The organism is Aquabacter cavernae, assembly GCF_003993795.1.
GTDB lineage: Bacteria > Pseudomonadota > Alphaproteobacteria > Rhizobiales > Xanthobacteraceae > Aquabacter > Aquabacter cavernae.
Genome location: NZ_RWKV01000008.1, coordinates 415,125 through 438,801, shown reverse-complemented (window position 1 = coordinate 438,801; position 23,677 = coordinate 415,125). Strand labels below are relative to the sequence as shown.

20 protein-coding genes are annotated in these 23,677 nt (G+C 66.0%); 5 read left to right on the top strand and 15 right to left on the bottom strand.

Annotation, left to right across the window (positions count from 1 at the left end):
• Positions 1 to 57: 57 nt before the first annotated feature.
• Complete coding sequence (locus EJJ38_RS06835) at positions 58 to 645, top strand: L,D-transpeptidase (RefSeq protein ID WP_127090304.1); 588 nt, start codon at positions 58 to 60, stop codon at positions 643 to 645.
• 271 nt (positions 646 to 916) lie between these two features.
• On the opposite strand, the gene EJJ38_RS06830 is transcribed toward EJJ38_RS06835, so the two are convergent.
• The 5 genes from EJJ38_RS06830 to EJJ38_RS06810 form a co-directional block, all read right to left on the bottom strand.
• Complete coding sequence (locus tag EJJ38_RS06830; protein ID WP_127089348.1) at positions 917 to 1,381, bottom strand: type II toxin-antitoxin system RatA family toxin; 465 nt, start codon at positions 1,379 to 1,381, stop codon at positions 917 to 919.
• Between the two features lie 4 nt (positions 1,382 to 1,385).
• The gene (gene lipA / locus EJJ38_RS06825; RefSeq protein ID WP_127089347.1) at positions 1,386 to 2,339 is read right to left on the bottom strand and encodes a lipoyl synthase; all 954 of its coding nucleotides are present in this window, start codon (positions 2,337 to 2,339) and stop codon (positions 1,386 to 1,388) included.
• A 139-nt stretch (positions 2,340 to 2,478) separates the two neighbouring features.
• Entirely contained in the window at positions 2,479 to 4,953 is a 2,475-nt protein-coding gene (gene clpA / locus EJJ38_RS06820) for an ATP-dependent Clp protease ATP-binding subunit ClpA (RefSeq protein ID WP_127089346.1), read from the bottom strand.
• 150 nt (positions 4,954 to 5,103) lie between these two features.
• Entirely contained in the window at positions 5,104 to 5,487 is a 384-nt protein-coding gene (clpS, locus tag EJJ38_RS06815; protein WP_245454143.1) for an ATP-dependent Clp protease adapter ClpS, read from the bottom strand.
• 314 nt (positions 5,488 to 5,801) lie between these two features.
• Positions 5,802 to 6,137 (bottom strand): phasin family protein, encoded by a 336-nt coding sequence (locus EJJ38_RS06810; RefSeq protein ID WP_127089345.1) that lies wholly within the window; start codon positions 6,135 to 6,137, stop codon positions 5,802 to 5,804.
• A 282-nt stretch (positions 6,138 to 6,419) separates the two neighbouring features.
• Between EJJ38_RS06810 and EJJ38_RS06805 the strand changes: the two genes are divergently transcribed.
• On the top strand, positions 6,420 to 8,120 hold the full coding sequence (locus EJJ38_RS06805; RefSeq protein ID WP_127089344.1) for a D-alanyl-D-alanine carboxypeptidase family protein: 1,701 nt from the start codon (positions 6,420 to 6,422) through the stop codon (positions 8,118 to 8,120).
• A gap of 93 nt (positions 8,121 to 8,213) precedes the next feature.
• Here EJJ38_RS06805 and EJJ38_RS06800 read toward each other — a convergent pair whose 3' ends face one another.
• A complete protein-coding gene (locus EJJ38_RS06800; RefSeq protein ID WP_127089343.1) occupies positions 8,214 to 8,912 on the bottom strand; it encodes a DnaJ domain-containing protein in 699 nt (232 codons plus the stop codon).
• Positions 8,909 to 9,625: a VWA domain-containing protein gene (locus EJJ38_RS06795; RefSeq protein ID WP_127089342.1), complete on the bottom strand. Its 717-nt coding sequence runs from the start codon at positions 9,623 to 9,625 to the stop codon at positions 8,909 to 8,911. The genes EJJ38_RS06800 and EJJ38_RS06795 overlap by 4 nt, the downstream gene beginning before the upstream one ends.
• A 151-nt stretch (positions 9,626 to 9,776) precedes the next feature.
• Here EJJ38_RS06795 and panC point away from each other — a divergent pair, with 151 nt between their 5' ends.
• Together panC and EJJ38_RS06785 are read left to right on the top strand one after the other, a co-directional pair.
• Positions 9,777 to 10,622 carry a pantoate--beta-alanine ligase gene (gene panC / locus EJJ38_RS06790; RefSeq protein ID WP_127089341.1) on the top strand — a complete coding sequence of 282 codons (846 nt, stop codon included), beginning with the start codon at positions 9,777 to 9,779 and terminating at the stop codon, positions 10,620 to 10,622.
• Positions 10,623 to 11,077: 455 nt separating this feature from the next.
• A complete protein-coding gene (locus EJJ38_RS06785; protein ID WP_127089340.1) occupies positions 11,078 to 13,741 on the top strand; it encodes a bifunctional diguanylate cyclase/phosphodiesterase in 2,664 nt (887 codons plus the stop codon).
• A 107-nt stretch (positions 13,742 to 13,848) separates the two neighbouring features.
• Here the strand turns inward: EJJ38_RS06785 and EJJ38_RS06780 are convergent, their stop codons facing one another.
• From EJJ38_RS06780 to EJJ38_RS06765, 4 genes are all read right to left on the bottom strand, one after another.
• Positions 13,849 to 14,631 (bottom strand): amino acid ABC transporter ATP-binding protein, encoded by a 783-nt coding sequence (locus EJJ38_RS06780; RefSeq protein WP_127089339.1) that lies wholly within the window; start codon positions 14,629 to 14,631, stop codon positions 13,849 to 13,851.
• A 10-nt stretch (positions 14,632 to 14,641) separates the two neighbouring features.
• Positions 14,642 to 16,018 carry an amino acid ABC transporter permease gene (locus EJJ38_RS06775; protein WP_127089338.1) on the bottom strand — a complete coding sequence of 459 codons (1,377 nt, stop codon included), beginning with the start codon at positions 16,016 to 16,018 and terminating at the stop codon, positions 14,642 to 14,644.
• Positions 16,019 to 16,029: 11 nt separating this feature from the next.
• Entirely contained in the window at positions 16,030 to 17,319 is a 1,290-nt protein-coding gene (locus EJJ38_RS06770) for an amino acid ABC transporter permease (RefSeq protein WP_127089337.1), read from the bottom strand.
• A gap of 189 nt (positions 17,320 to 17,508) precedes the next feature.
• Positions 17,509 to 18,528: an amino acid ABC transporter substrate-binding protein gene (locus tag EJJ38_RS06765; RefSeq protein ID WP_127089336.1), complete on the bottom strand. Its 1,020-nt coding sequence runs from the start codon at positions 18,526 to 18,528 to the stop codon at positions 17,509 to 17,511.
• A gap of 164 nt (positions 18,529 to 18,692) precedes the next feature.
• Here EJJ38_RS06765 and metC point away from each other — a divergent pair, with 164 nt between their 5' ends.
• Positions 18,693 to 19,880: a cystathionine beta-lyase gene (gene metC / locus EJJ38_RS06760; RefSeq protein ID WP_127089335.1), complete on the top strand. Its 1,188-nt coding sequence runs from the start codon at positions 18,693 to 18,695 to the stop codon at positions 19,878 to 19,880.
• A 12-nt stretch (positions 19,881 to 19,892) separates the two neighbouring features.
• On the opposite strand, the gene EJJ38_RS06755 is transcribed toward metC, so the two are convergent.
• Genes EJJ38_RS06755 through EJJ38_RS06740 form a run of 4 tightly spaced genes read right to left on the bottom strand, consistent with a single transcriptional unit; the run spans position 19,893 to position 23,581 of the window.
• Positions 19,893 to 20,228 carry a lipid-A-disaccharide synthase N-terminal domain-containing protein gene (locus EJJ38_RS06755; RefSeq protein ID WP_127089334.1) on the bottom strand — a complete coding sequence of 112 codons (336 nt, stop codon included), beginning with the start codon at positions 20,226 to 20,228 and terminating at the stop codon, positions 19,893 to 19,895.
• Positions 20,218 to 20,976, bottom strand: a complete 759-nt coding sequence (locus EJJ38_RS06750; protein ID WP_127089333.1) for a glycosyltransferase — start codon at positions 20,974 to 20,976, stop codon at positions 20,218 to 20,220. The genes EJJ38_RS06755 and EJJ38_RS06750 overlap by 11 nt, the downstream gene beginning before the upstream one ends.
• Entirely contained in the window at positions 20,973 to 21,848 is an 876-nt protein-coding gene (locus EJJ38_RS06745) for a phosphatase PAP2 family protein (RefSeq protein ID WP_127089332.1), read from the bottom strand. Before EJJ38_RS06745 ends, EJJ38_RS06750 begins: the two co-directional genes overlap by 4 nt.
• Positions 21,845 to 23,581 carry an ArnT family glycosyltransferase gene (locus EJJ38_RS06740; RefSeq protein WP_127089331.1) on the bottom strand — a complete coding sequence of 579 codons (1,737 nt, stop codon included), beginning with the start codon at positions 23,579 to 23,581 and terminating at the stop codon, positions 21,845 to 21,847. Before EJJ38_RS06740 ends, EJJ38_RS06745 begins: the two co-directional genes overlap by 4 nt.
• Positions 23,582 to 23,677: the final 96 nt, after the last annotated feature.

Genomic DNA, 23,677 nt, shown 5'->3' with positions numbered 1-23,677 from the left:
CGACATCTTGAACCGGCGGGCGCGCTGCCCCCCTGAAGAGGACGAGTCATGCGCATGATGAAGAGGACGCTGATGGCCATGGCCGCGTGCGCCGCGGCTGCCATGCTGGCCCTGCCTGCCCAGGCGGACGACCGCTACGATATCTTCGGCGGCCTTTTCAGTTCCCCCTTCGGCTCGCCCTTCGGGATGACCGCCGGCACCTCGCCCATTCCGCGCCAGATGGTGTCCTTCGATCCGAAATATCCGGCCGGCAGTGTGGTGGTGAACACCGCGGAACGGCGGCTCTATTATGTGACCACGCCGGGCCAGGCCGTGCGCTACGGCGTCGGTGTCGGCCGCGACGGTTTCCAGTGGTCGGGCGTGAAGGTGGTGTCGGCGAAGAAGGAGTGGCCCTCCTGGACGCCTCCGGCCCAGATGCTGAAGCGCCGCCCCGATCTGCCCCGCTACATGCCCGGCGGCCTCGACAATCCGCTGGGCGCGCGCGCCATGTATCTGGGCTCCAGCCTCTATCGCATCCACGGTTCCAATGAGCCGGAGACCATCGGGCAGGCTGTCTCCTCCGGCTGCATCCGCATGACCAATGACGACGTCACCGACCTCTACAATCGCGTGAAGGTCGGCGCAAAAGTCTATGTAATGCGGTAGTTTTTCGGGGAGTGGGGCTTTGGCTCAGCGCTCTTGCCCCTCCCCGTTGCTCCCGGTCTTCCCCCTCCCCAGCCCTCCCCCGCACCGAAGTCGGATGTTTCCGACTTCGGCACGTTCACCATCCGAACTCGACAGCAGTCGAGTTCGGGCGGGAGAGGGAGCGTGTCGCTGCGCCGTCGGGTAAAGCCCTCTCCCGCTTGCGGGGGAGGGTTGGGAGGGGGAAATTCGCGAAGAAAAGAAGCGACGTGCACCCGTTGAATATGTGCGCCCTTCAGGCCCGCGCCTTCGCCCCATACACCTCGTCGGCCCGCTTCTCGAACGCATCCGCGAACCGCCGGAAGGCGGCGTCGAACATGGCGCCCATGAGCAAGCCCAGGGTGCGCGAGCGGAATTCGTAGGAGATGTGAAACTTCACCTCGCAGCGCTCCCCCGCAGCCGGATGGAATTCCCACCGATTGTCGAGGCGGCTGAAGGGGCCGTCGAGATACTCCACATGGATGACGAGGCGCGGCCGGTCCAGCGTGACGCGGGAGGTGAAGGTCTCGCGGATCAGCTTGTAGGCCACCGTCATGTCGGCAACGAGAATCTCCACGCCCTCGTCGCTGCGATTCCTGCGGCGGATGCGCAGCCCGCTGCACAAAGGCACGAACTCGGGATAGCGCTCGACATCGGCCACGAGGTCGAACATGTCGGCCGGGGAATGGCCGACCACGCGGGTGCTGGAAAAGGCCGGCACGATGTCACGCCCGGCCCAGCTTGGTGTCCCGGGCCGTGCGCAGCCGGGCGAAGTCGTCGCCCGCATGATGGGACGAGCGGGTGAGCGGGCTCGACGACACCATCAGGAAGCCCTTGGCATAGGCCACCGTCTCGAACGCCTTGAACTCGTCCGGCGTCACGAAGCGCTCCACCTTGTGGTGGCGGCGGGTGGGCTGGAGATACTGGCCGATGGTCATGAAATCCACCTCGGCCGAGCGCAGGTCGTCCATGAGCTGGAGCACCTCGTTCCGCTCCTCCCCCAGCCCGACCATGATGCCGGACTTGGTGAAGATGGAGCCATCCAGTTCCTTCACCTGCTGGAGCAGGCGCAGAGAGTGGAAATAGCGGGCGCCGGGACGCACCTTGAGATAGCGGCCGGGCACGGTTTCCAGATTGTGGTTGAACACATCCGGCCGTGCCTCCACCACCACCTCGATGGCGCCGGGCTTGCGCAGGAAGTCCGGGGTGAGGATCTCGATGGTGGTGCCGGGGCTCGCCGCGCGGATGGCCCGGATGGTGAGGGCGAAATGCTCGGCGCCGCCATCCGAAAGGTCATCGCGGTCCACGGAGGTGATGACCACATGCGACAGGCCGAGCTTGGCCACTGCCGCGGCCACCTTCTCGGGCTCGCCCTGATCCAGCGGACCCGGCAGGCCGGTGCGCACGTTGCAGAAGGCACAGGCCCGCGTGCAGGTGTCGCCCATGATCATGAAGGTGGCGTGCTTCTTTTCCCAGCACTCGCCGATATTGGGGCAACCGGCTTCCTCGCACACCGTGTGCAGGCCGTTGGCGCGCACGATCTCCGCCGTCTGGGACCATCCCGCCGAGCCGGGCGCCTTCACCCGGATCCAGTCCGGCTTGCGCAGCACCTCGTTCTCGGGGCGGTTCGCCTTTTCGGGGTGCCGGGGCCTGTTCAGCGTGTTGACGAGCGTGACCATGGAAAATGCCGTTCTCGCGCGCCGGGGGCGCTTCAAGATGAAGGTTTAGCGTCCGTCGAAGCGCGCGTCGAGTTCATGGAATGCAAGGCAGACCCGACGCGAAGGAACCGGGCGCCCCTTGACGGGCGCCCGGCTCAGATCAAGCCTTGACCAGCGGAACCTTGGGCACATGGCTGCCACCGGACCCGCCGCCTTTGGGGCCGCCCTTCGGGCCGGGCTTGGTGCCCGTGCGGCCCTTGGTGCCCGGACGGGGCGCCTTGGAGCGGGAGGCATCGGCCTTGCGGCGCGGTGCCCGCTTGGTGGCGGGGGCGATCTTGTCCGGCTTGGGCGTGACGGGGCCTTCGGGGAAGGAGAAGCCGAGCTTGCTGCCCGTCTCGCCCTCCTCCACCACCACGCGCACATGCCCACCGGTCTTGAGGCGCCCGAACAGCACCTCGTCCGCCAGCGGCGTCTTGATGAACTCCTGGATCACCCGCGCCATGGGACGGGCGCCCATCTGCTCGTCATAGCCGCGCTCCACCAGCCATGCGGTGGCTTCGTCGGACAGCTCGATGGTGACGTTGCGGTCGGCGAGCTGGGCTTCCAGCTGGAGCACGAACTTCTCCACCACCTGGCCGATAATGTCGGTGGACAGGTGGGCGAAGGGAATGATCGCGTCCAGGCGGTTGCGGAACTCCGGCGCGAAGGTCCGGTTGATGGCCTCCACGTCGTCGCCTTCCCGCTTGGTGCGGGTAAAGCCGTAGGCCGCCTTGGAGAGATCAGCCGCACCCGCATTGGTGGTCATGATCAGGATGACGTTGCGGAAATCCACCGACTTGCCGTTATGGTCGGTGAGCTTCCCGTGGTCCATCACCTGCAGGAGGATGTTGAACAGGTCCGGGTGGGCCTTCTCGATCTCGTCCAGCAACAGCACGCAATGTGGCGTCTGGTCCACGCCGTCGGTCAGCAGGCCGCCCTGGTCGAAGCCCACATAGCCGGGAGGCGCGCCGATGAGCCGGGAAACCGTGTGGCGCTCCATATATTCCGACATGTCGAAGCGCAGCAGATTCACCCCCAACGTGGAGGCGAGCTGCTTGGCGACCTCGGTCTTGCCGACGCCGGTGGGGCCGGAGAACAAATAGGAGCCGATGGGCTTCTCCGGCTCCCGCAGGCCCGCGCGGGCGAGCTTGATGGAGGCCGAGAGCGCCTCGATGGCCTTGTCCTGGCCGTAGACCACGCGCTTGAGCGTGCTTTCCAGCGCGGCCAGCACCTCCGCATCGTCCTTGGAGACGGTCTTAGGTGGAATCCGCGCCATGGTGGCGATGGTGGCCTCGATCTCCTTGAGGCCGATGATCTTCTTGCGCCGCGCCTCGGGCACCAGCATCTGGGCCGCGCCGCTCTCGTCGATCACGTCGATCGCCTTGTCGGGCAGCTTGCGGTCATGGATGTAGCGGGCCGACAGCTCCACCGCGGCCTTGATGGCCTCATTGGTGTAGCGCAGCTTGTGGTAGTCCTCGAAATAGGGCTTGAGGCCCTTCAGGATCTCGATGGCGTCGGGCACGGTGGGCTCGGCCACGTCGATCTTCTGGAACCGGCGCACCAAAGCGCGGTCCTTCTCGAAATACTGCCGGTATTCCTTGTAGGTGGTCGAACCCATGCAGCGCAGCGTGCCGGAGGCGAGCGCGGGCTTCAGCAGGTTGGACGCATCCATGGCCCCGCCCGAGGTCGCACCGGCGCCGATCACCGTGTGGATCTCGTCGATGAACATGATGGCGTTCGGATAGGCCTCGATCTCCTTGACCACCTGCTTGAGGCGCTCCTCGAAGTCGCCGCGATAGCGGGTGCCCGCCAGCAGCGAGCCCATGTCGAGGGAGAACACCGTTGCCGTGGCCAGAACCTCGGGCACGTCGCCATTGATGATGCGGTGGGCGAGGCCCTCCGCGATGGCGGTCTTGCCCACGCCCGGATCACCCACGAAGAGCGGGTTGTTCTTCTGGCGGCGGCACAGCACCTGGATGGTGCGCTGGATTTCCTTGTCGCGGCCGATCAGGGGATCGACCTTGCCGTCAGCCGCCTTGCGGTTGAGGTTGATGCAATAGGCGTCCAGGGCGTCCGCCTTCTTCTTCCCGTCGTCGCCGGACTTGGTCTCGGTCTCGTCCTCGGCGCCACGCACGGGGCGGCTCTCGGACATGCCCGCCCGCTTGGCGATGCCGTGGGAAATGTAGTTCACCGCGTCGTACCGCGTCATGTCCTGCTCCTGCAGGAAATAGGCGGCATGGCTCTCCCGCTCGGCGAAGATGGCCACCAGCACGTTGGCGCCGGTCACCTCCTCGCGGCCGGAGGACTGCACATGGATCACCGCGCGCTGGATCACGCGCTGGAAGCCGGCGGTGGGCTTGGAATCGTCGCCGCTCTGCTGGACCAGATTTTCCAGCTCGCCATCCACATATTCGACGAGGTTGCGCCGGAGCTTTTCGAGATCGACGTTGCAGGCCCGCATGACGGCGGAGGCATCCTGGTCATCAACCAGGGACAGGAGCAGATGTTCGAGCGTCGCGTATTCGTGGTGGCGCTCGTTGGCAAGGGCCAGGGCCCGATGCAGCGACTGCTCAAGACTGCGAGAGAACGTTGGCATCTACACCTCTATCCCGTGCCTCGCCCGGCGGGACTGGACACTCCAGCCGGCCCGGCGTGCACGCGCTCCCCTAAACTTCGTACCGGCCCTTGCCCCGCGCAAGACCCTCCCCGTTCCCCCTGTCAAAGCTGCGTGCCGCTGGCGGCCGCATCATTTCTTTTCCATGACACACTGGAGAGGATGTTGGTGTTTGCGCGCGAAGTCCATCACCTGAGTCACTTTTGTTTCCGCGACCTCGTAGGTGTAGATGCCGCACTCGCCCACCCCGTGATTGTGGACGTGGAGCATGATGGTGTTGGCCTCGTCGCGGTCCTTGCTGAAGAAGCGCTCCAGGATGTGAACGACGAACTCCATGGGGGTGTAGTCGTCGTTCAGCAGCAGCACCCGATAGAGGCTCGGGCGCTTGGTCTGCGGCTTGGTGCGCGTGATGACGGCCGTGCCCGGCCCGCTGCCGGAACGGCGCGGTTTTCCGGGCTCGCCGGACAGGCGCGGCGAGGAGTTAAACACGGAAGAGGAGTGGTCAGTCTCAGTCATTTGGCAATTCTGAGTGCCGGATCGGTGTTGGCGCGGCCCGTCGCCCCGCCACCTCGGCACATGCCAAAATAATAGGAAGCCTGACAGCACTATGCCAGCCTGCCCCGCCACCGAGATATGAAATTCCCGCCGCATGGCCGCCAAAACGGTCGGATGCCTGCGCTGCGCGTGACGGGAGAATGGCGGAAAATGCCGGGACGGCAGGTCGTCCAACAGGCATGACGCCCGGGACGGCACGGTCAATACGCAGCGAGGACCCGGGACGAGCCCTCGCTGCCTGATCGGTCCTGACGAGAGGTCAGGAGGTCACGTCGTCAGTGGGTCTTGGGGAACAGGCCCTCGTAGGGCTTGTAGGCTTCCTTGGCGAGAGCAGAATACAGCTCGCCCAGCTTGGTCGCCTCGGCCACGAAACCCTCGTAGCTGCTCTTCAGATAGGTCTGCTGGATCTCCAGCGCCTGCTCGACGGTCTTGGCGCCGAGAAGCTGCTCCAGCGTGGACGTGCCAAGCTCGAACGAGGTCTTGGTATAGTCGGCAACCTCGATAGCGATTGCCTGGGCGCTCTTCGACCAGGAGCCGAAGCTCTTCATGGCAAGATCCATGTTGTCCTTGCCGATCTTCTGAAATTCTTCGACAGACTGCACCTGTACCATTGGGAGTTCCTTTCCAGAATCAGAGCTCATTCGTCCGGGCCGCGGGCCCGGCGAGAGGCCACTTTTTCCCCGCCTGGTTGCATAATATGCAGTGCAACATTTTCGTCAATATTTTTGTGCACCGCACAATCACGGAGGCGCCCGAATTTACGGCTTAGTAACCGCACCTTTCTAGGCTCTGGGCCAGTCACCTTTTTACACGTTCGACCCTTGCGGCCCGGTTGCACTGCCACATGAATCGAACGTGAGCGCCTCACCCGCGCCGACACGGGACCTTTCTTCATGCGATTGGCGCTGGCTCACGGCACCCTCCCGGCCAAGATCCTCGCGGCGGCCGTTGCCGTCTCCGTCTGCCTGTCCGCGGGAGCCGCGGATGCGAAGCCCAAGAAGCAGGCGAAGGCGAAACCCTCCGTCTCGCGACCGGTTGCCGCGGACACCGGCTGGCGCCGCGGCCAGTCGGCCATCATCATCGACGCCAATACCGGCCGGGTCCTCTATGAGGACAATGCCGACAACCCGCTTCACCCGGCCTCGGTCACCAAGGTGATGACCCTCTACATGCTGTTCGAGCAGCTTGAGGCGGGCCGCCTGCGGCTCGACAGCCCGCTGACGGTCTCTTCGTTCGCCGCCTCGCAGTCTCCCTCCAAGCTGGGCCTGCGGCCGGGCGCCACCATCGAGGTGGAGGATGCCATCAAGGCCCTGGTGACACGCTCGGCCAACGATATCGCGGTGGTGATCGCCGAGGCCATCGGCGGCGACGAATCCTCGTTCGCCTCCATGATGACCCGCAAGGCGCGCGCCATCGGCATGAATAACAGCCAGTTCCGGAATGCCTCGGGCCTGCCCAACAAGGGCCAGGTCACCACGGCGCGCGACCTCGCCACGCTGGGCATCGCCATCCAGGACCGCTTCCCGCGCTACTACAAGTATTTCTCCACCCGCACCTTCTATTATCGCGGGCAGGCGATCGCGAACCACAACCGCATGTTCGGGCGCATCGAGGGCGTGGACGGCATCAAGACCGGCTACACCAATGCCTCCGGCTTCAACCTGCTGACCTCGGTCCACAATGACGACAAGTTCGTCATCGGCGTGGTGATGGGCGGCGGCAGCGCCGCGTCCCGCGACAGCCGAATGGCCAGCCTCATCACCGGAAACATGGGCCGCGCCTATGCTGGCCGGCGCACCGCGCCGAAGTCCGTGGAGACCGCCGAGGCCCCCGAGGCCGCCCCGCGGCCCACTCCGGCCCCGGTGCGCGAGGCCGCTGCCCAGGTCGCCCCCCTGCCGACGCCCCAGCGCATGGCCTATGCGGCCGATCCCGTCACCACCGCCGCCATCGCGCCGCGCCAGGCGCCGGGCTCCAATGAGCCCATCAAGCCCACCGCCGTGAAGGTCACCGCCATTGCGAAGCCGGTCATGCAGGCGGGGCCCGCGCCCACCTTCTCCGGTGGCCCGACGCCGCCCGCGGCACTCGCCCAGCCCGCCCAGATGCAGCCGCCCCAGCAGCTCCAGGCCCAGCCGGTCTACCAGCAGCCGATTCAGGCGCAGCCGCTGGCCGCCGCTCTGCCCGCCGGGCAGATGCTGCCGCCCCTGCCCGCTCCCTCTCAGCAGCCGGTCCTGCAGCAGCCCATCCGCACCGCATCCGCGGCACCCATCGCCCTGCCCGCCAGCGTGGCCCCCGTGGCGGCAGCGCCGCGCGCCGTGCCGCCCGCGCCCAAGGCGGAGACCCCCACGCCTCGGTCGGGCTGGATGATCCAGATCGGTGCATTTGGCGCCGAGAAGGAAGCGAAGAGCCGGCTCGATCTCGCCCAGACCAAGGCCAAGTCCTTGCTCGGCCGCGCCGAGCCCTTCGTGGAGCGCGCCAGCAAGGGCTCCTCGTCCATCTACCGCGCCCGCTTCGCGGGCCTGGACGAAAAGGGTGCGAAGGATGCGTGCCGTTTACTGCAACGCAATGATTTCGACTGCATGACTATACGGAACTGAACTAGAGCGCGATCGCTCCACCTTGAAGCTCTCTGGTGCTGCAAGGTGGAGCGTGAATGGCCCTCTATCAAACCCTAGAGCGCGGCGGAAGAATCAGCGATGTTTGCTCAGGATGATGTCCTTGGCTTGGTTGACACGCGCCGCGAGATAGTCGGAACCGCCATGATCGGGGTGGAGCTTCTTCATCAGCGCCCGGTGCGCACGGCGGACTTCCGCCTCCCCCGCCCCTTGTTCAAGGCCAAGAACCTCGTAGGCCTCCTGCTCGGTCATCGCGCTCCGGCTCAGGCCCTCTCCGCTGCGCCGGCGACCCGTATCGCCCTCAGCGTTTTCACGCCATGCGGGCGCCCGGCGGTCGAGATAAGCTTCGATTAGCGCCAGCGACTGGGCATCCAGCGCGGGGCGCATGGCGAGAATGTTGTCCAGGGACAGATCATCCAGTCTGCTTCCCGCAAGCGGTCCGGCCAGGACGCTTCCCGCCAATGCCCCGCTGCCATGATCCAGTTCCATCTCGAACCAGGGGGAGCGCACCCGCGATACCTTCGGCGCGGTCCTGCCCTTGAACAGGCCGGAGAACTTCCCCCCGGAGCGACCCAGCAGAGCCAGGCCCGCGCCGCCCAGGGCCATCGCGGCCATGAAGCGCCCGGTGACCAGGAGCCCCGCCGCGCCCAGCAGGCAGGCCACGCCGCCCGCCTCTATGAGGCGCCGGGCAAGGACTTTGGGATTGGCCTTCGACCAGAGGCTAAACAGGTAAAGCAGCAGCCCAAGAACGGCGACGCCGGCAAGCAAAGTCACGGTGTCCGGTCTCCCATGGCGGAAAGCAGACGCACGGCGCCGCCCTCGCGCGAGCCAAGGAGCGCCTGCCGCCCGCCCGCGGCATAGGCGGCGACCGCCCGCAGCAGCGCCCTCAATTCATCGCCCGCGCCCGGCGCGAACGCACACCAGGCACCGCCGGACAGGCGGGCCATCTCGCGGAAGACCCGCTCCACCTGCGGGTCCCGCCCCTCCTGGAAGAGGAAGAGCTTGAGGCCGAGCACGCCGAGCCGCCCGGCGGCTTCATAGAGCGCGCCGGGATCCTCTTCCACCGCATCGCCCACGAACACCGCCGCGCGCAGGCGGGCGCGTTCTCCCTCGCCGGCGAGGTGGGCGAGCACCCGGCCGATCTGCGTCATCCCGCCCTCGCAGGAGATTCGCCCCATGAGGCGCGCAAGGGCCGCGCTCTCGCTGACCCAGCCGGACGCGCGGCACTCGCGGGCGCCCCGATAATAGATCAACTGGACATCCAACCCGCCGAGCGCCATGGCCGCGGCGAACATCTCGGCCTGGATTTCCTGCGCCATCGACCATGTGGCCTGCCTGGAAAACGTGGCGTCCAGCGCGAAGGCCAGCCGCCCGCGCCCGCCGCCTGCTGGGGTCGCGACGGATTTGCCGGCGGCCTTGAGGAAGGCGTCCAGTTCCTCGTGCGACGAGGTGCTTCCAACGGGAAGGCGGGGGCCCCGGTCACCCATGGGGCGGAGCCGGAAAGCGTGCGGACAGGCCGGGCGTGGTCATGAGGGCGAACATAAGCCTCACCGCCCATTGCACAAGCACTCGGCCGCTTCCACCCGAAGCGATGGCACTCTAAGGTCCGCGCCGAAAAAGAAACCGGGAGGATGGATCATGACGCAGGCGCCGAAGCTGGTGGACACTCCGGCGGAGCTGCGACGGACCCTGCGGGCCTTGCAGATGGGCGGCGCGCGCGTTGCCCTCGTACCCACCATGGGTGCCCTGCATGAGGGCCATCTGGACCTGGTGCGTCAGGCGAAGGCGCTGGCCGAGAAGGTGGTGGTCTCCATCTTCGTCAATCCCACGCAGTTTGCCCCCAATGAGGACTTCTCGCGCTATCCCCGCACCCTGGAGCGGGACGTGGAGCTTCTCACGCAGGTGGGGGCCGATTTCGTCTATGTGCCCGCCGCCGCCGACATGTACCCCTCCGGCTTTACCACCCAGATCGTCCTTGAGGGCCCGGCGCAGGGCCTCGAAAGCACGTTCCGGCCGCACTTCTTCTCGGGCGTGGCCATCGTGGTGTCGAAGCTCTTCCTCCAGTCCGGCGCGGACTTCGCCCTGTTCGGGGAAAAGGACTACCAGCAGCTCAAGGTGGTCACCCGCCTCGCCCGCGATCTCGACATTCCCATCGAGATCGTACCCGGCCCCACGACGCGGGAGCCGGACGGCCTCGCCCTCTCCTCCCGCAACCGCTATCTGACGCCCGAGGAGCGCGCCACCGCGCCGGTCATAGCCCGCGCGCTGATCACCGCCGCGGATGCCATCCGGACCGGACATACGCCCGTCGATGCAGCGGCGCAGGCCAGAAAGACCATCGCGGCGGCCGGGCTGAAGGTAGATTATGTGGAGGCCCGCCACGCGGAGACGCTTGCCCCCCTCGCTGAGCCGGGCGAACCCATCCGCCTGTTGGCGGCCGCGTGGCTCGGCAAGACGCGCCTTATCGACAACATCCCCGTATGACGGGGCGCCCCGAACCAGCCGCCATGCCGGGCTTGGCGTGGGGAAGCGGGATCCAAGCGCCTTCTGAATGACGAACGCTCGCGACGCGCTGGGCTGTCCAGGCGCATCGGCGCGCGCTCATCTGGCGGATCGCTGATCCCGCCATCACCGGAACGTGCCCCACCGCAGGATCGCTATGCCCGCTATGCCCGTTCCGGATCGGAACCAGGGGCTTGGGCTTCTGCTTTCGGCCCCCTTTGACCCCCGCATCCTCGAATTACTTTTTATTTCAATCCACAAGGAAGAACGTTTCAGGATTCACGCTGGTTCAGCTTGACCTTCCACCCTGCGGTCGGCCACATTTAAGAGTGATCTCAGCCACCTATCTTGGAGAAACACGCTTTTCTTTTAAGGTTAATAAGTATGGAGGAGGCTGAAATTTTACCCCGATTAACTCCGCGCACGGGCGAACCGTGATGAGGATTACGCAGGCGAAGATTCTTGTCGCGGCGTGCTTTGCAATTGCGATCACGATAATTGCCGGCTCACTCGCTTATGTTGCTTACGAAAGAAAGAACACGATCGCCAACAATTATCGCCGCATCGAGAATGCGAGCGCAGTCCTGGCGGAATTCGTCAGCAAGGCCATCCTGGGGATAGACCGCGTCCTCGACAAAAGCTCCCGTGAAATCGCGGCGTCCGGCGGACAGGTGGAGACCCGGGCCATCCAGGCCAAGCTGGCCGACTTCGCCACCGGCGTCACGGGCCTCTCGACGGTCTTCGCGCTGGATTCGACCGGCCGCATGATTGCCAATTCCCGGCTTCCGGAATTCCCCTACCTGTCCTTCTCCGATCGTCCCTATTTCCGGGAGATTTCCGATGGCAAGCAGGACAAGCTCTACATCTCCGAGACCGTCGTCAGCCGTGTCCTCAACACTTGGCAATTCTTCGCGAGCCGCCCCATTCGCGGACCGGACGGGCATCCCCTCGGCGTCATCTGCGCCTCCATCGACACCGCCTTGTTCGAGAACGTGCTGTCCACATACCGCCCCGATTCCGGCATCGTCATCAGCCTGCTGACCACCAAGTTCCGTATCGTCGCCCAGGCCCCCTCCGATGCAACGGTCTTTGCGCGCACCTTCGAGGACAATCCCGCACTCCGGCGCTTCGCCACGACGAACGAGCGTTTCATTGCCGAGGAAGGGCAGACCCTGGCGGGGGATGCCGAGAGCCTGAATGTCCTGCGCCACCTGCCCGACTTGCCGCTGATCCTCGCCATCTCCGTGCCGACCGAACATGCTTTGGCGGAATGGCGGGCCCTCAGCCGCGCGGTCCTGTCCCTGGCGGGCCTGATGAGCGCCGTCATCATCTTCGTCGGCCTGGCAGGTGCCCGCAGCATCCGCAATCAGGAGGAGGTTTCCACCCTTCTCGACACCATGTTCACCCAGACGCCCGCCTGCATTGCCATCTCCAACGTCAATGGCGGGGCCATCAAGCACAATGAGAACTGGATCAGCCTCTCCGACATGTTCGCGGTGCCTGAGCATCTGCGCGGAGACGTGTTCGCCAGCCTGCGCCACGCCATCCGGTCCGGCGGCGACCAGGGGCTGACGGAAAACCTCGAAAAGGCCCTGCGCGACCTGCAATTGGTGTCATCCGGCCTGAAATCGCACGCTTCGCTGGAGCTGCGGTGCATCCAGAACGATATCGACCGCTACTTCACGGTGAATATCAGCCGCATCGACATCGCCCCCGGCGGCAGCGCTGAAGGCTTCGCCATCCTGGTGATGGACATCTCCAAGCAGCGCGCCCTGGAATTGCGGCTGCGCTCGCAGCTCGTCCTGGATTCCAAGACCGGGCTTCCGAACCGCGAAGGCTTCCTGGCTGCCGTCGCCGCGCCGTTGTCCGTCGCCGCGAACGACGACTGCCTGTTCGTGTTCGACATTGTGGGCCTCGCTGGCCTCAAGGAGTTCCGGGGCTTCGAGATCAGTGACGAGGCGTTCTCCGCCGTCGGCGCGACACTTGCGACGCTGAGCGCCCATGGCTGCCTGGTGGCCCGCACCGACAGCGAGAAATTCTGCGTTTTCGTCTGCGGCCCCAGCCTCGGGCACAACCCCGAGGCCCGGCTCCACTCCCTGGTGACCCATCTGTCGCGAGAATACCCGCTGACCGGCCATACCTTCCTGGCGCAGATGACGGTCGGCGCCGCCCATGTGGGTGCGGTGGGGCATGACGGCGAGAAGCTGCTGCAGGCGGCGGAAATCGCCCACGGCCTCGCCCGGCGGCGAGGCCAAGGCTCATATGCCTTCTTCAGCCCTGAGCTGGAGGCCAAGGCCCACGAGCGCGTCCGGCTCTATGAGGACCTCCAGCGCGCGGTCTCCAACAAGGGGCTGGAGCTGGAATATCAGCCGAAGGTCAACCTCTCCACCGGCGAAATCATTGGCGCGGAAGCCTTGGTGCGCTGGCGCCATCCCACGGACGGGCCGCTCAGCCCCGCGGTGTTCATTCCGGTGGCGGAGGAAAGCGGGCTCATCGTGCCGCTGGGCGAGTGGGTCATCGGAGAAGTCATGCGCTTCCAGCGCCGGTGGCTGGATGAAGCGGACGGCGTCGCGCCCATTCCCATTTCGCTGAACGTCTCCCACGCCCAGTTCGACCGGGTGGATGTGGCGCTGACGCTAAAAGATCACTTGGTCACCACAGGCATCGATCCAAGCCTCGTGACCATCGAACTGACCGAGACCGTGTTCAGCCGCGAAATCGCGGACACAGTCCGCAAGATCAACCAGATCCGCGACATGGGCTTCAAGGTGTCGCTGGACGATTTCGGAACCGGCTATTCCTCGCTCAGCTACCTGAATCTGATGAATTTCGACGAGTTGAAGATCGACGGCTCCTTTGTCCATGCCATCGATACGGACCTCGTCTCCCGTTCCATCGTGGACATGACATTGCGCCTCGGGGGCACGCTGGACGTGTCGATCACCGCTGAAGGCATCGAGACGGAACGACAGCGGGAGGCGCTCGTGGAGCTGGGCTGCCACACCGGCCAGGGCTTCCTGTTCTCGCGGTCGGTGTCGGAAACCTGCCTCAAGGCCATGGTGCGGGACCGCCGCCATTTGCGGCCCGACCTGCTCCTGTGAACCCGGCCGCCGGAGCGGCGGCAACACGGGGCATTGCCCGGATCGAAACCCGGGGAATGCCCCGTTGACGAAAGTGCGTTGACTAAAGCCCGCGCGCGGGCTTTCGCTCAGTGCAGGATCTGGGACAGGAACAGCCGGGTGCGCTCGTGCTGCGGGTTCGAGAAGAAGGTGCTCGGCTCGTTCATCTCGATGATCTGCCCGGCATCCATGAAGATCACCCGGTCCGCCACCTGCCGCGCAAAGCCCATTTCGTGGGTCACGCACAGCATGGTCATGCCCTCATTGGCGAGCGACACCATGGTGTCGAGCACCTCCTTCACCATTTCCGGGTCGAGGGCCGAGGTGGGCTCGTCGAACAGCATGATGCGCGGGCGCATGCACAGCGCCCGGGCGATGGCCACGCGCTGTTGCTGGCCGCCGGAGAGCTGGCCGGGATATTTGGCCGCCTGCTCCGGGATCTTCACCTTGGCCAGGAAATGCATGGCCAGATCCTCGGCCTCCTTCTTGGGCATCTTGCGCACCCACATGGGCGCGAGGGTGCAGTTTTCCAGGATGGTGAGGTGGGGGAACAGGTTGAAGTGCTGGAACACCATGCCCACCTCGCGGCGCACCTCGTCGATGCGCTTGAGGTCGTTGGTGAGTTCGATGCCATCCACGACGATCCGACCCTTCTGGTGCTCTTCCAGCCGGTTGATGCAGCGGATCATGGTGGACTTGCCGGAGCCGGAGGGTCCGCAGACCACGATGCGCTCGCCGCGCCCCACCGACAGGTTGATGTCCCGAAGGACGTGAAAATCGCCATACCACTTGTTCACGCCGATCAGCTCGACGGCATATTCCGCCGCGCCTTGGGCGGTGGAATTGGAGGCGGCTTGTTGCTGGGCACTCATGGCGCTCTCCTCAGTGGCGGTGGCTGCGGTCAAGGCGCTTCTCGAGCGCCATGGAATAGCGGGACATGCCGTAGCAGAAGACGAAATAGACGATCCCCGCGAAGCCGAAGCCCGTGAAGAGCGTGGTCGGCGTCGCCCAGGCGGGGTCCGTGAAGGACGCCCGCAGGATGCCCAGCAGGTCGAAGATGGACACGATCAGCACCAGCGTCGTGTCCTTGAACAGGCCGATGAAGTTGTTGACGATGCCCGGAATGACAAGCTTCAGCGCCTGCGGCAGCACCACGAGGCGCATCATGAAGCCCGACCGCAGGCCGAGCGCCATGGCGCCTTCATATTGCCCCTTGGGGATCGCCTGCAGGCCGCCGCGCACCACTTCCGCCATGTAGGCGGAGGCGAACAGCGCGACGCCCACCAGGGCCCGCAGAAGGCCGTCAATGGTGAAGCGGCCGGGCAGGAACAGCGGCAGCATGTAGGTGGCGAAGAACAGCACCGTGATGAGCGGCACGCCGCGCCAGAACTCGATGAAGATGATCGAGGCGTATTTCACCAGCGGATAGTCGGAGCGTCGGCCCAGCGCCAGCAGGATGCCGAACGGCAGCGACACCGTGATGCCGGTGACCGCGATCACCAACGTCACGAGCAGGCCGCCCCATTGGCGGGTCTCCACCGGCTCCAGGCCGAAATCGAGATCCACCACCAGCAGGATCACGCCGAGCACCGCGAAGACCTTGAGGATGGACTTCGCGACGCTGCCGCGCTCGCCCCCGAAGAAGGGGCAGACCAGCATGCCGATCCCCGCCGCGATGAGCGCCACGAGGATGAATTGCAGCCAGAATCCGACCCGCAGTCCGGCGAAGCTCGCCAGCCCGAAATCCAGGCCGGTCCAGCCGAGCAGGAAGGTGCGCATGTCCAGGTCGCCGCCGGTCAGCAGCACGAAGGCGATGACCGGATAGATACCGAAGAAGGCGAGCGCATTGAGCCGCTTGAAGGGCAGCTTGGGGAACAGGAGCGGCGCCAGCAGCAGCGCGCCCATGAGATAGACCGTGTTCACCCGCCAGCGCTCCGCCGCCGGGTAGAAGCCGTAAAGGATCTGGTTCCACTTGGCCCAGATGAAGGGCCAGCAGGCGCCCACGGGGCGGCCGATCTTCTCGGGCAGGCAGTCGTCACGACCCGTGCCGGTCCAGACCGCCTCGAAGACGAAGAACTTCAGCAGCGGCGGCACGACGGCATAGACGACGAAGATGCCGAGCAGGGTCAGCAGAACCTGTCCGACCGAGCCGAACAGATGCGCGCGGGCCCAGCCGATGGCGCCGCGGGTGTTGGCGGGTGCGGGTTCCTGCGGGCGAAGCTCCGGAGGGGCCACAAAGGCGACGGTGCGGGTTTCCATGGCGCGCCTCCTCACCGTTCCACAAGCGCGACGCGCTTGTTGTACCAACCCATCAGCATCGACGTGAGGATGGAGATGGTGAGATAGACCGCCATGGTCATGGCGATGATTTCAATGGCCTGCCCGGTCTGGTTCAGGGTGGTGCCGGCGAACACCGCGAACAGGTCCGGATAGCCCACCGCCACGCCGAGCGTCGAATTCTTGGTGAGGTTCAGATACTGGCTGGTGAGCGGGGGCACGATGACCCGCATGGCCTGCGGAATGATGATCAGCCGCATGGTCGGACCGGAGCGCATGCCCAGCGATTTCGCAGCTTCCGTCTGCCCCTTGGACACCGCCAGGATGCCCGCGCGCACGATCTCCGCGATGAAGCCCGCCGTGTAGACCGACAGCGCCACCAGCAGGGCCACGAATTCAGGGATGATGCGCACCCCGCCCGCGAAGTTGAAGCCGCGCAGTTCCGGCTTCTCGAAGGTCATGGGCCAGCCCAGCACGAAGCCCGCGATGATGGCGGGACCGAGAACCAGGGCCAGTCCCACCCAGAAGGTGGGAAAAGGCTGGCCGGTCTTCTCGCGACGCACATGCGCCCAGCGCTTCACGATCCAGGCGGCGATGATGCCGACGACCAATACGCCGAAGATGATATTGAAATCCGCCTCGAAGACCGGCCGGGGCACCACGAGCCCGCGATTGGACAGGAAGACCCCCGGACCGGACACGTCACCCGCAAGGCTGCGCAGCCCGTCGGCCAGAGGGGAGAGGCCGATGGATGCCGCCCCGTTGGCGAGCGACTGAAGCAGGGGCTGGAGGCCGAAGGCCCAGCCCTGGCGCGGATTGGGCATGGTGGCGAGCACCGCCAGATACCAGAACAGGATCTGGAACAGCGGCGGCAGGTTGCGCGTCACCTCCACATAAGCGGAGGCCAAAGCGCGGATGACCACATTCTCCGACAGGCGCGCGACGCCCACCAGGAAGCCGATGACGGTGGCGAGGATGATGCCCAGCACGGCCACCAGGAGCGTATTGAGCAGGCCCACCAGGAAGGCGCGGCCGTAGCTCATGGATTCCGAATAGGGAATGAGCGTCTGGGTGATGCCGAAGCCGGCGGAATTGTCGAGGAAGCCGAAGCCCGAGGCGATGCCTTGTCGGGCGAGGTTGGCCTGGGCGTTGGCGAAGAACGACCACGCCATCCAGATGAGCAATATGGCCAGGGAGACCTGGATCACGGCGGATCGCAGCGCCGGGTCGGTCCACGACCATCGGCGCGCCGGAGCGGAATCCGGCAAGCGTGCGTCAGTCATTAGCCCCTCGAAATCTGGGCGCTTTGGCCCTTATCATTCTTCCGGTGCCGCCAACCGCCCCAGGCCGACGACGGGTTGAGACGCGACCTTGTCTCCCCAAAAGTCTTTTATATCAAAGTCTTATTATAAAATTCTCATGTCTCGCACGAGAGGCCGCCCGGCATCAATCAGATGCCGGGCGGGAGAGCGTCAGCGAACCGGCATGCCGTATTGCAGGCCGCCATTGTTCCACAGATTGTTCTGGCCGCGATTGATGGCCAGCGGCGTGGCGGGGCCGAGATTGCGGTCGAACACCTCGCCGTAATTGCCAACGTGCTTGACGATGCGGGCGACCCAGTCGTTTGAGATGCCGATGGCCTCGCCGAACTTGCCGTCCGTGCCCAGCAGGCGCTTGATCTCCGGATTGGCGGTGGAGCCCATCTGGTCCACGTTCTTGGAGTTCACGCCCAGCTCCTCGGCGTCGAGCATGGCGAAGTAGGTCCACTTCACCAGGTCGAACCACTGGTCGTCGCCCTGGCGCACCAGCGGGCCGAGGGGCTCCTTGGAGATCACCTGCTGCAGCACCACGTGGTCAGCCGCATTGGTGAGCTTGAGGCGCACCGCATAGAGCTGGGACTGGTCGGCCGTGAAGGCATCGCAGCGGCCGGAATCATAGGCCTTGATGGTCTCGTCGATGGTCGCGAACGCGATCAGCTCGTACTTCAGATTGTTGGTGCGGAAGTAGTCGCCGACATTCAGCTCGTTGGTGGTGCCCGTCTGCACGCAGATGGAGGCGCCGTTCAGGTCCGAGACCGACTTCAGGTTCAGCGACTTGCGGACCATGAAGCCCTGGCCGTCATAATACATGACGCCCGCGAAGTTGAAGCCCAGCGTCGTGTCGCGCGACATGGTCCAGGTGGTGTTGCGCGACAGAACGTCGATGGCGCCCGACTGGAGGGCTGTGAAGCGATCCTTCGCCGAGAGCGGCGAGAACTTCACCTTGGTGGGATCGTTGAAGATCGCCGCCGCGATGGCGCGACAGAAATCCACGTCGAGGCCGGCCCAATTGCCCTTGTCGTCGGGATTGGAGAATCCGGGAAGCCCCTGGGACACGCCGCAATTGAGGGCGCTCCTGGCCTTCACGTCGTCCAGCGTCGCCGCGCCTGCGGCGCTGGCGCCCATGGCGAGCATGCCGGCGGCAAGCAGGAAGTGTTTGAATGTCCGTGACATAGCTTTTTGCGCTCCCAAGCCAGCCCTGACGATCTCCGCCCGCGCCGCGGGTCGACGTCGTCGTCCGGGACGTCGTATGCATGTATCTCATTCGGTTGCGGGCGGACGGTCAATAGTTCGTCCGCGCGTTCAACATCCTATCTTTGTCCATTTGGGAGTTCGTGATGAAAGCGCCCGCCCCTGGAACCGCATATGCGCCCGAAACAGAGGTGGTGCGCCTGGGCCGGGACCCGTTCCGTTTCGACGGCTTCGTCAATCCTCCGGTGGTGCGCGGCTCGACCGTGCTCTCCCCCACCTATGACGATCTCGTGAACCATCGCGGGCGCTACAGCTATGGGCGGCGGGGCAATCCCACCAGCGAGGGGCTGGAGACGGCCATCTCGGCCCTTGAGGGCGCGGACGGCACCGTGCTCACCCCCTCTGGCCTGTCCGCCGTCTCCGTGGCGCTGCTCTCGGTGCTGAAGGCGGGCGACCACCTGCTCATGACGGACAGCGCCTACAATCCCACCCGCCGCGTCTGCGATGGCCTGCTCACCCGCTACGGGGTGGAAGTCACCTATTATGATCCGCTGGTGGGCGGCGGCATCGCGGAGCTGGTTCGCCCCGAAACGCGGGCCATCTTCATGGAATCGCCCGGCTCCCAGAGCCTGGAGGTGCAGGACGTGCCCGCCATCGTCGCCGTGGCGCGGGACCGGGGCATCACCACGCTGATCGACAATACCTGGGCGACGCCGCTCTATTTCCGCCCGCTGGAGCACGGGGTGGACGTCTCCATCATGGCCGGCACGAAATATCTCTCCGGCCATGCGGACCTGAATATCGGCACCATCGCGGCGAAGGGCCGGGCCTGGAAACAGGTCATCGGCACCCATGGCGACATGGGCATCTGCGTGAGCCCGGATGACGCCGCGCTCGGCGCGCGCGGTCTGCGCACCATGGCGGTGCGGCTGGAGCGGCACTGGCAGTCGGGGCTTGAAGTGGCCCACTGGCTCCAGGCCCAGCCGCAGGTGGCGCGCCTCATCCATCCCGCCATGGCGGGCGATGCGGGCCACGATCTGTGGACGCGCGACTTCACCGGCGCGTCCGGCCTGTTCTCGGCCATCCTGAAGCCGGTGCCGGAGCGGGCGCTCGCCATCTTCTTCGATTCGCTGGCCTTGTTCGGAATGGGCTATTCTTGGGGCGGCTTCGAGAGCCTCATCATCCCGTTCGACTGCTCGGCCTATCGCACCGCGACACGCTGGCAGACGGAGGGACCGGCCATCCGCCTCCATGTGGGCCTGGAAGCACCCGCCGATCTCATCGCCGACCTCGCCCAGGCTTTCGTCCGCATGGACGAGGCGGCTTCAACCTGAACAGGCGGGCGTTCAGCCCGCCGCCGCCCTGTTCTGGCGCCGCTCGCGCAGGGCGAATTGCAGGTTGCGGATATAGATGAAGGTGGACAGCGCCTGTCCCGCGATGAAGACGGGGTCGCGGCGATAGACGGCATAGACCAGCAGCAGCGTGCCGCCGCCCAGCGAGAAGGTCCAGAAGGCGAACGGGATGACGCTGCGCCCTGCCCGCTCGCTGGCGAGCCACTGCACCACGAAGCGCATGGTGAACATGAACTGGGCCACGAAGCCCAGGATCACCCAGCCGTCGATCTGGGTGACGAAGACGTCGTGCAGGTAGTCGCCGACAGTGTTCGCGAGATCAATGAGCATCCGGATAAACCTTCACGACCTTTTGCACGTTGCGCCGGCGCAGGAGCCACCACACGCCCAGCATGTCGCCGATCCCCACCCAGAGGCGGTTCCAGAAGCCGTATTTGGACACGCCGTGCCAGCGCGCCCGGTCCACCACGGGATAGGTGAGCACCTCATACCCCTCCCGCGCCACGAGGGCGGGGGTGAAGCGGTGCAGGGCCTCGAAATGGGGCAGGCGCAGATAGATATCCCGGCGCACCACCTTCAGCCCGCAGCCCGTATCCTTGGTGCCGTCCCGCAGCAAGGCCCGGCGCACATAATTGGCGGAGCGCGACTGCACCTTCTTGAACAGCGTGTCCTGCCGGCCCTGCCGCTCGCCCTGCACCATGCCGGCGCCGGGGCCGGCTTTGTCCAGCAGGCGCACCATTTCCGGCAGGTAGGCCGGGTTGTTCTGTCCGTCGCCGTCCAGCAGCAGCAGCATGTCGCCCTGCGCGAACCAGGCGCCGGAGGCGACGCCCGCCGACTTGCCGCAGGACCGCTCATGGGTCAGCACGCGCATATGGGGGCGGCCCTGGGCGGCCTCCACGAGGCGCGCGCCCGTGCCGTCGGTGGAGCCGTCATCCACGAAGATCAGCTCGTAGCCGAGCGGCAGCAGCGCCGCGTCCAGCTCGGACACGAGGGGAAGAATATTGTCCACCTCATCGCGGACCGCGATGATCACGGACAGGCGCGCGGGAGCGGGCGCGCCGGAAACGGATAGGGTCAAGATCTGGCCTCTTCGAGGGCGGGCCGCGCCGCGGCCGGCGCGAGAAGCCGCGCGAGCCGCCGCGGGGACGGCCCGAGCATGGGTGAAATAGCGCCGTCGGACGCAACAGAGAAGACGATGCGGCGCGCAGCGAACGCCTTGACCATGAGCAGAACGAATACCGTCGCCACCGCCGCGCCCGCCAGAACGTCGCTGGGATAGTGGGAACCGAGCACCACGCGGGACGATCCCACCAGCACCGCGAGCAGCACCAGAGGCACACGGGCGCGCGGAAACAGGGCCGAGAACGCCACCGCGGTGGAGAACACCACGGCACTATGACCGGAGGGGAAGCTGGCGAAGCTCGACTTCAGGGCCAGCCAGTCGAAGGTGAGCTGGGGATTCGCCCCCGCCAGATGCAGCGCCACATGGGGGCGCGCCCGGCCGAGGATATATTTCAGCACCAGCACCACCAGCCCCGACCCGGCGATGGAGATGAACAGGAAACCTACCCGCGCCGCCGCCGCCGCCGCGATGCGCCGCCCCATGGCGTCGAGGCGCGGCATCAGGCCGAACAGGACGAGCAGGCACAGGCCGATGGGCCAAAGCACAACGCCGCCCAGACCCAGTTCGGTGATGCGCTCGAAGAAGCGGACCACTTCCAGCGGCAGGTTGCCGCGCAGGCCCGGCACCAGCGGATCGATGAGGATCATGGAGGCCGCGACGAGGCTCGCCACCAGGATGGCAAGGGCGACGAGTTCCACGAGGCCCGCCGTGCCGATACGCGGGCGCGGAAAGCGCACCGGGCGGCGCCACAGATAGCGCCACGCGGCCACAAGCCCGCTCACGGCCGCAGCCAGCCCGGCACCCAGAGCAGCGGCCCTGCTGGTCACGGATTACCCTCCAGGGGCCGGAAGACGGTGATCACCACGTTGCGTCCACCATTATAGGTAAAGCCCGATATGCTCGACGCCGCCTTATAGCGCAGGCCGATCTCCCGCGCGCGCTGCTCGAACAGGGGCACCATGTTGGAGCCCACGAAGGCCATGGTGCACCCGCCCTGCTTCAACAGGTCCGCCGCCTGGACGGGGTCCGTGAAGCGCAGGTCCGTGCCCACCAGGAAGGCAAGGCTCGGCTCCTGATAGGGAACGGTGGCGATGGACGAGGCCGGGCACCCGCTCTCGCGGGCCACTTCCGCCAGGCGCTCGGAAATCCAGACCGCCCGCATGTGCGGGAGAAGGAACTGGTAGACTCCCACATAGAGCAGCAGCGCGCCGCAGGCGGCGGTGGTGAAGGCCGCGGCCGCGCCCGCCGGGCGGAAGCCGAAGGATGCCCGGAACAGCACATAGATGGACAGGGCCAGGAAGGGCACGGCGGCCACGCCATAGGCCCAGTCGCCCTTCAGCCAGATGAAGGCGCCGCCCAGCACCACAACGAGGATGGAACCGAGGATGCCCCAAAGGCCCCGAAGGTCGCCCAGGCGCTTGCCCACCGCATCCACCGCGCCCCGCTCCACCGCCAGCGCGGTGAGGATGGCGAGGGCCGGGTAGAGCGGCAGCACATAGTGCGGCAGCTTGGTGGCCGCGATCTCGAACACCAGCCAGCACGGCACAATAAGGGCCAGAAGCAGCCGGACCGGCCTTTCGCGCCGGTTCTTCCAGGCGAACGGCACTGCCATGGCCACCAGAACCACGGACGGCCAGAACGTGCCCCATACGGCGAGCAGATAGGTTCCCGGCGGCCCCCAATGGCCCTCCGCGCCCTCCGCCACCTTGCCCAGCATGTCCACGCCCACGGCATGTTCGTAAAAGGCGCCGCCGGTGACAAAATAGATGGCGATGAACCAGGGCAGGCAGAGCAGCAGGCACCAGAGCAGGCCCGGAAGCGGCATGAGAGGGCGCATGAAGCGCGCAGAGCGATCCGCGATGGCAAGCACCAGGATGGGCAGGCCCACGAACATGGGCGCAAGCGGACCCTTCACGAGAATGCCCGCCGCCATGGCGGTCCAGAAGAGGGCGGCAAGGCCGAGATCCGCCTTGGCGGGCGCGGGGCGCAGATAGGCCCGCGCCAGGGCGCCCATGGAGGCGAGTGTCGTGAAGAGCAGGACGGCGTCGGTCTTGGCGAGGCGCGCCTCCACGCCCAGCAGCACGCAACTCGCCATCATCAACCCGGCGAGGAAGGCGCCCCGCCGTGTCACGAAGCCGAGCGCGGTCCAATAGGTGAGCAGCACCGCGCCGATGGCCGCCAGGAGCGAGGGGATGCGGTAGAAGGCGATGGTTGTGCGGGCGGAGGGTCCGACCAGGGCCTCGGCCGTGGCGACGCTTGCCGCCTGGAGCCAGTAGATGCCCACCGGCTTCTTGTGCCGCGCGGTCTCCTTGTACCGGATATCGACGAAATTCCCGCTCTCCAGCATCTGCTTGGTGGCCTGGGAGAAGCGGGCCTCGTCACGGTCGATGGGGGAGATGGAGCCGAAACCGGGCAGAAAGGCGAAGAGCGCCACCAGCACAAGCAGGAGGCTCGCGCGGCGATGCGTGGCGCTGGCGAAATCCAGGCCGCGCGCGGCGAAGTCCAGCAGCGACGATCGGGAGGCCGTGCGTGCGCTACCGGCGGGCTCGGAGAGGGCCATTCGTAAATTCGGGTCCGGTCGGTTCAGGGCGCGGGACCATAGCAGAAACGTCCGGTGCGAAAAGATGCCCTGGACCGAAACGCGCGGCCTGTTCCC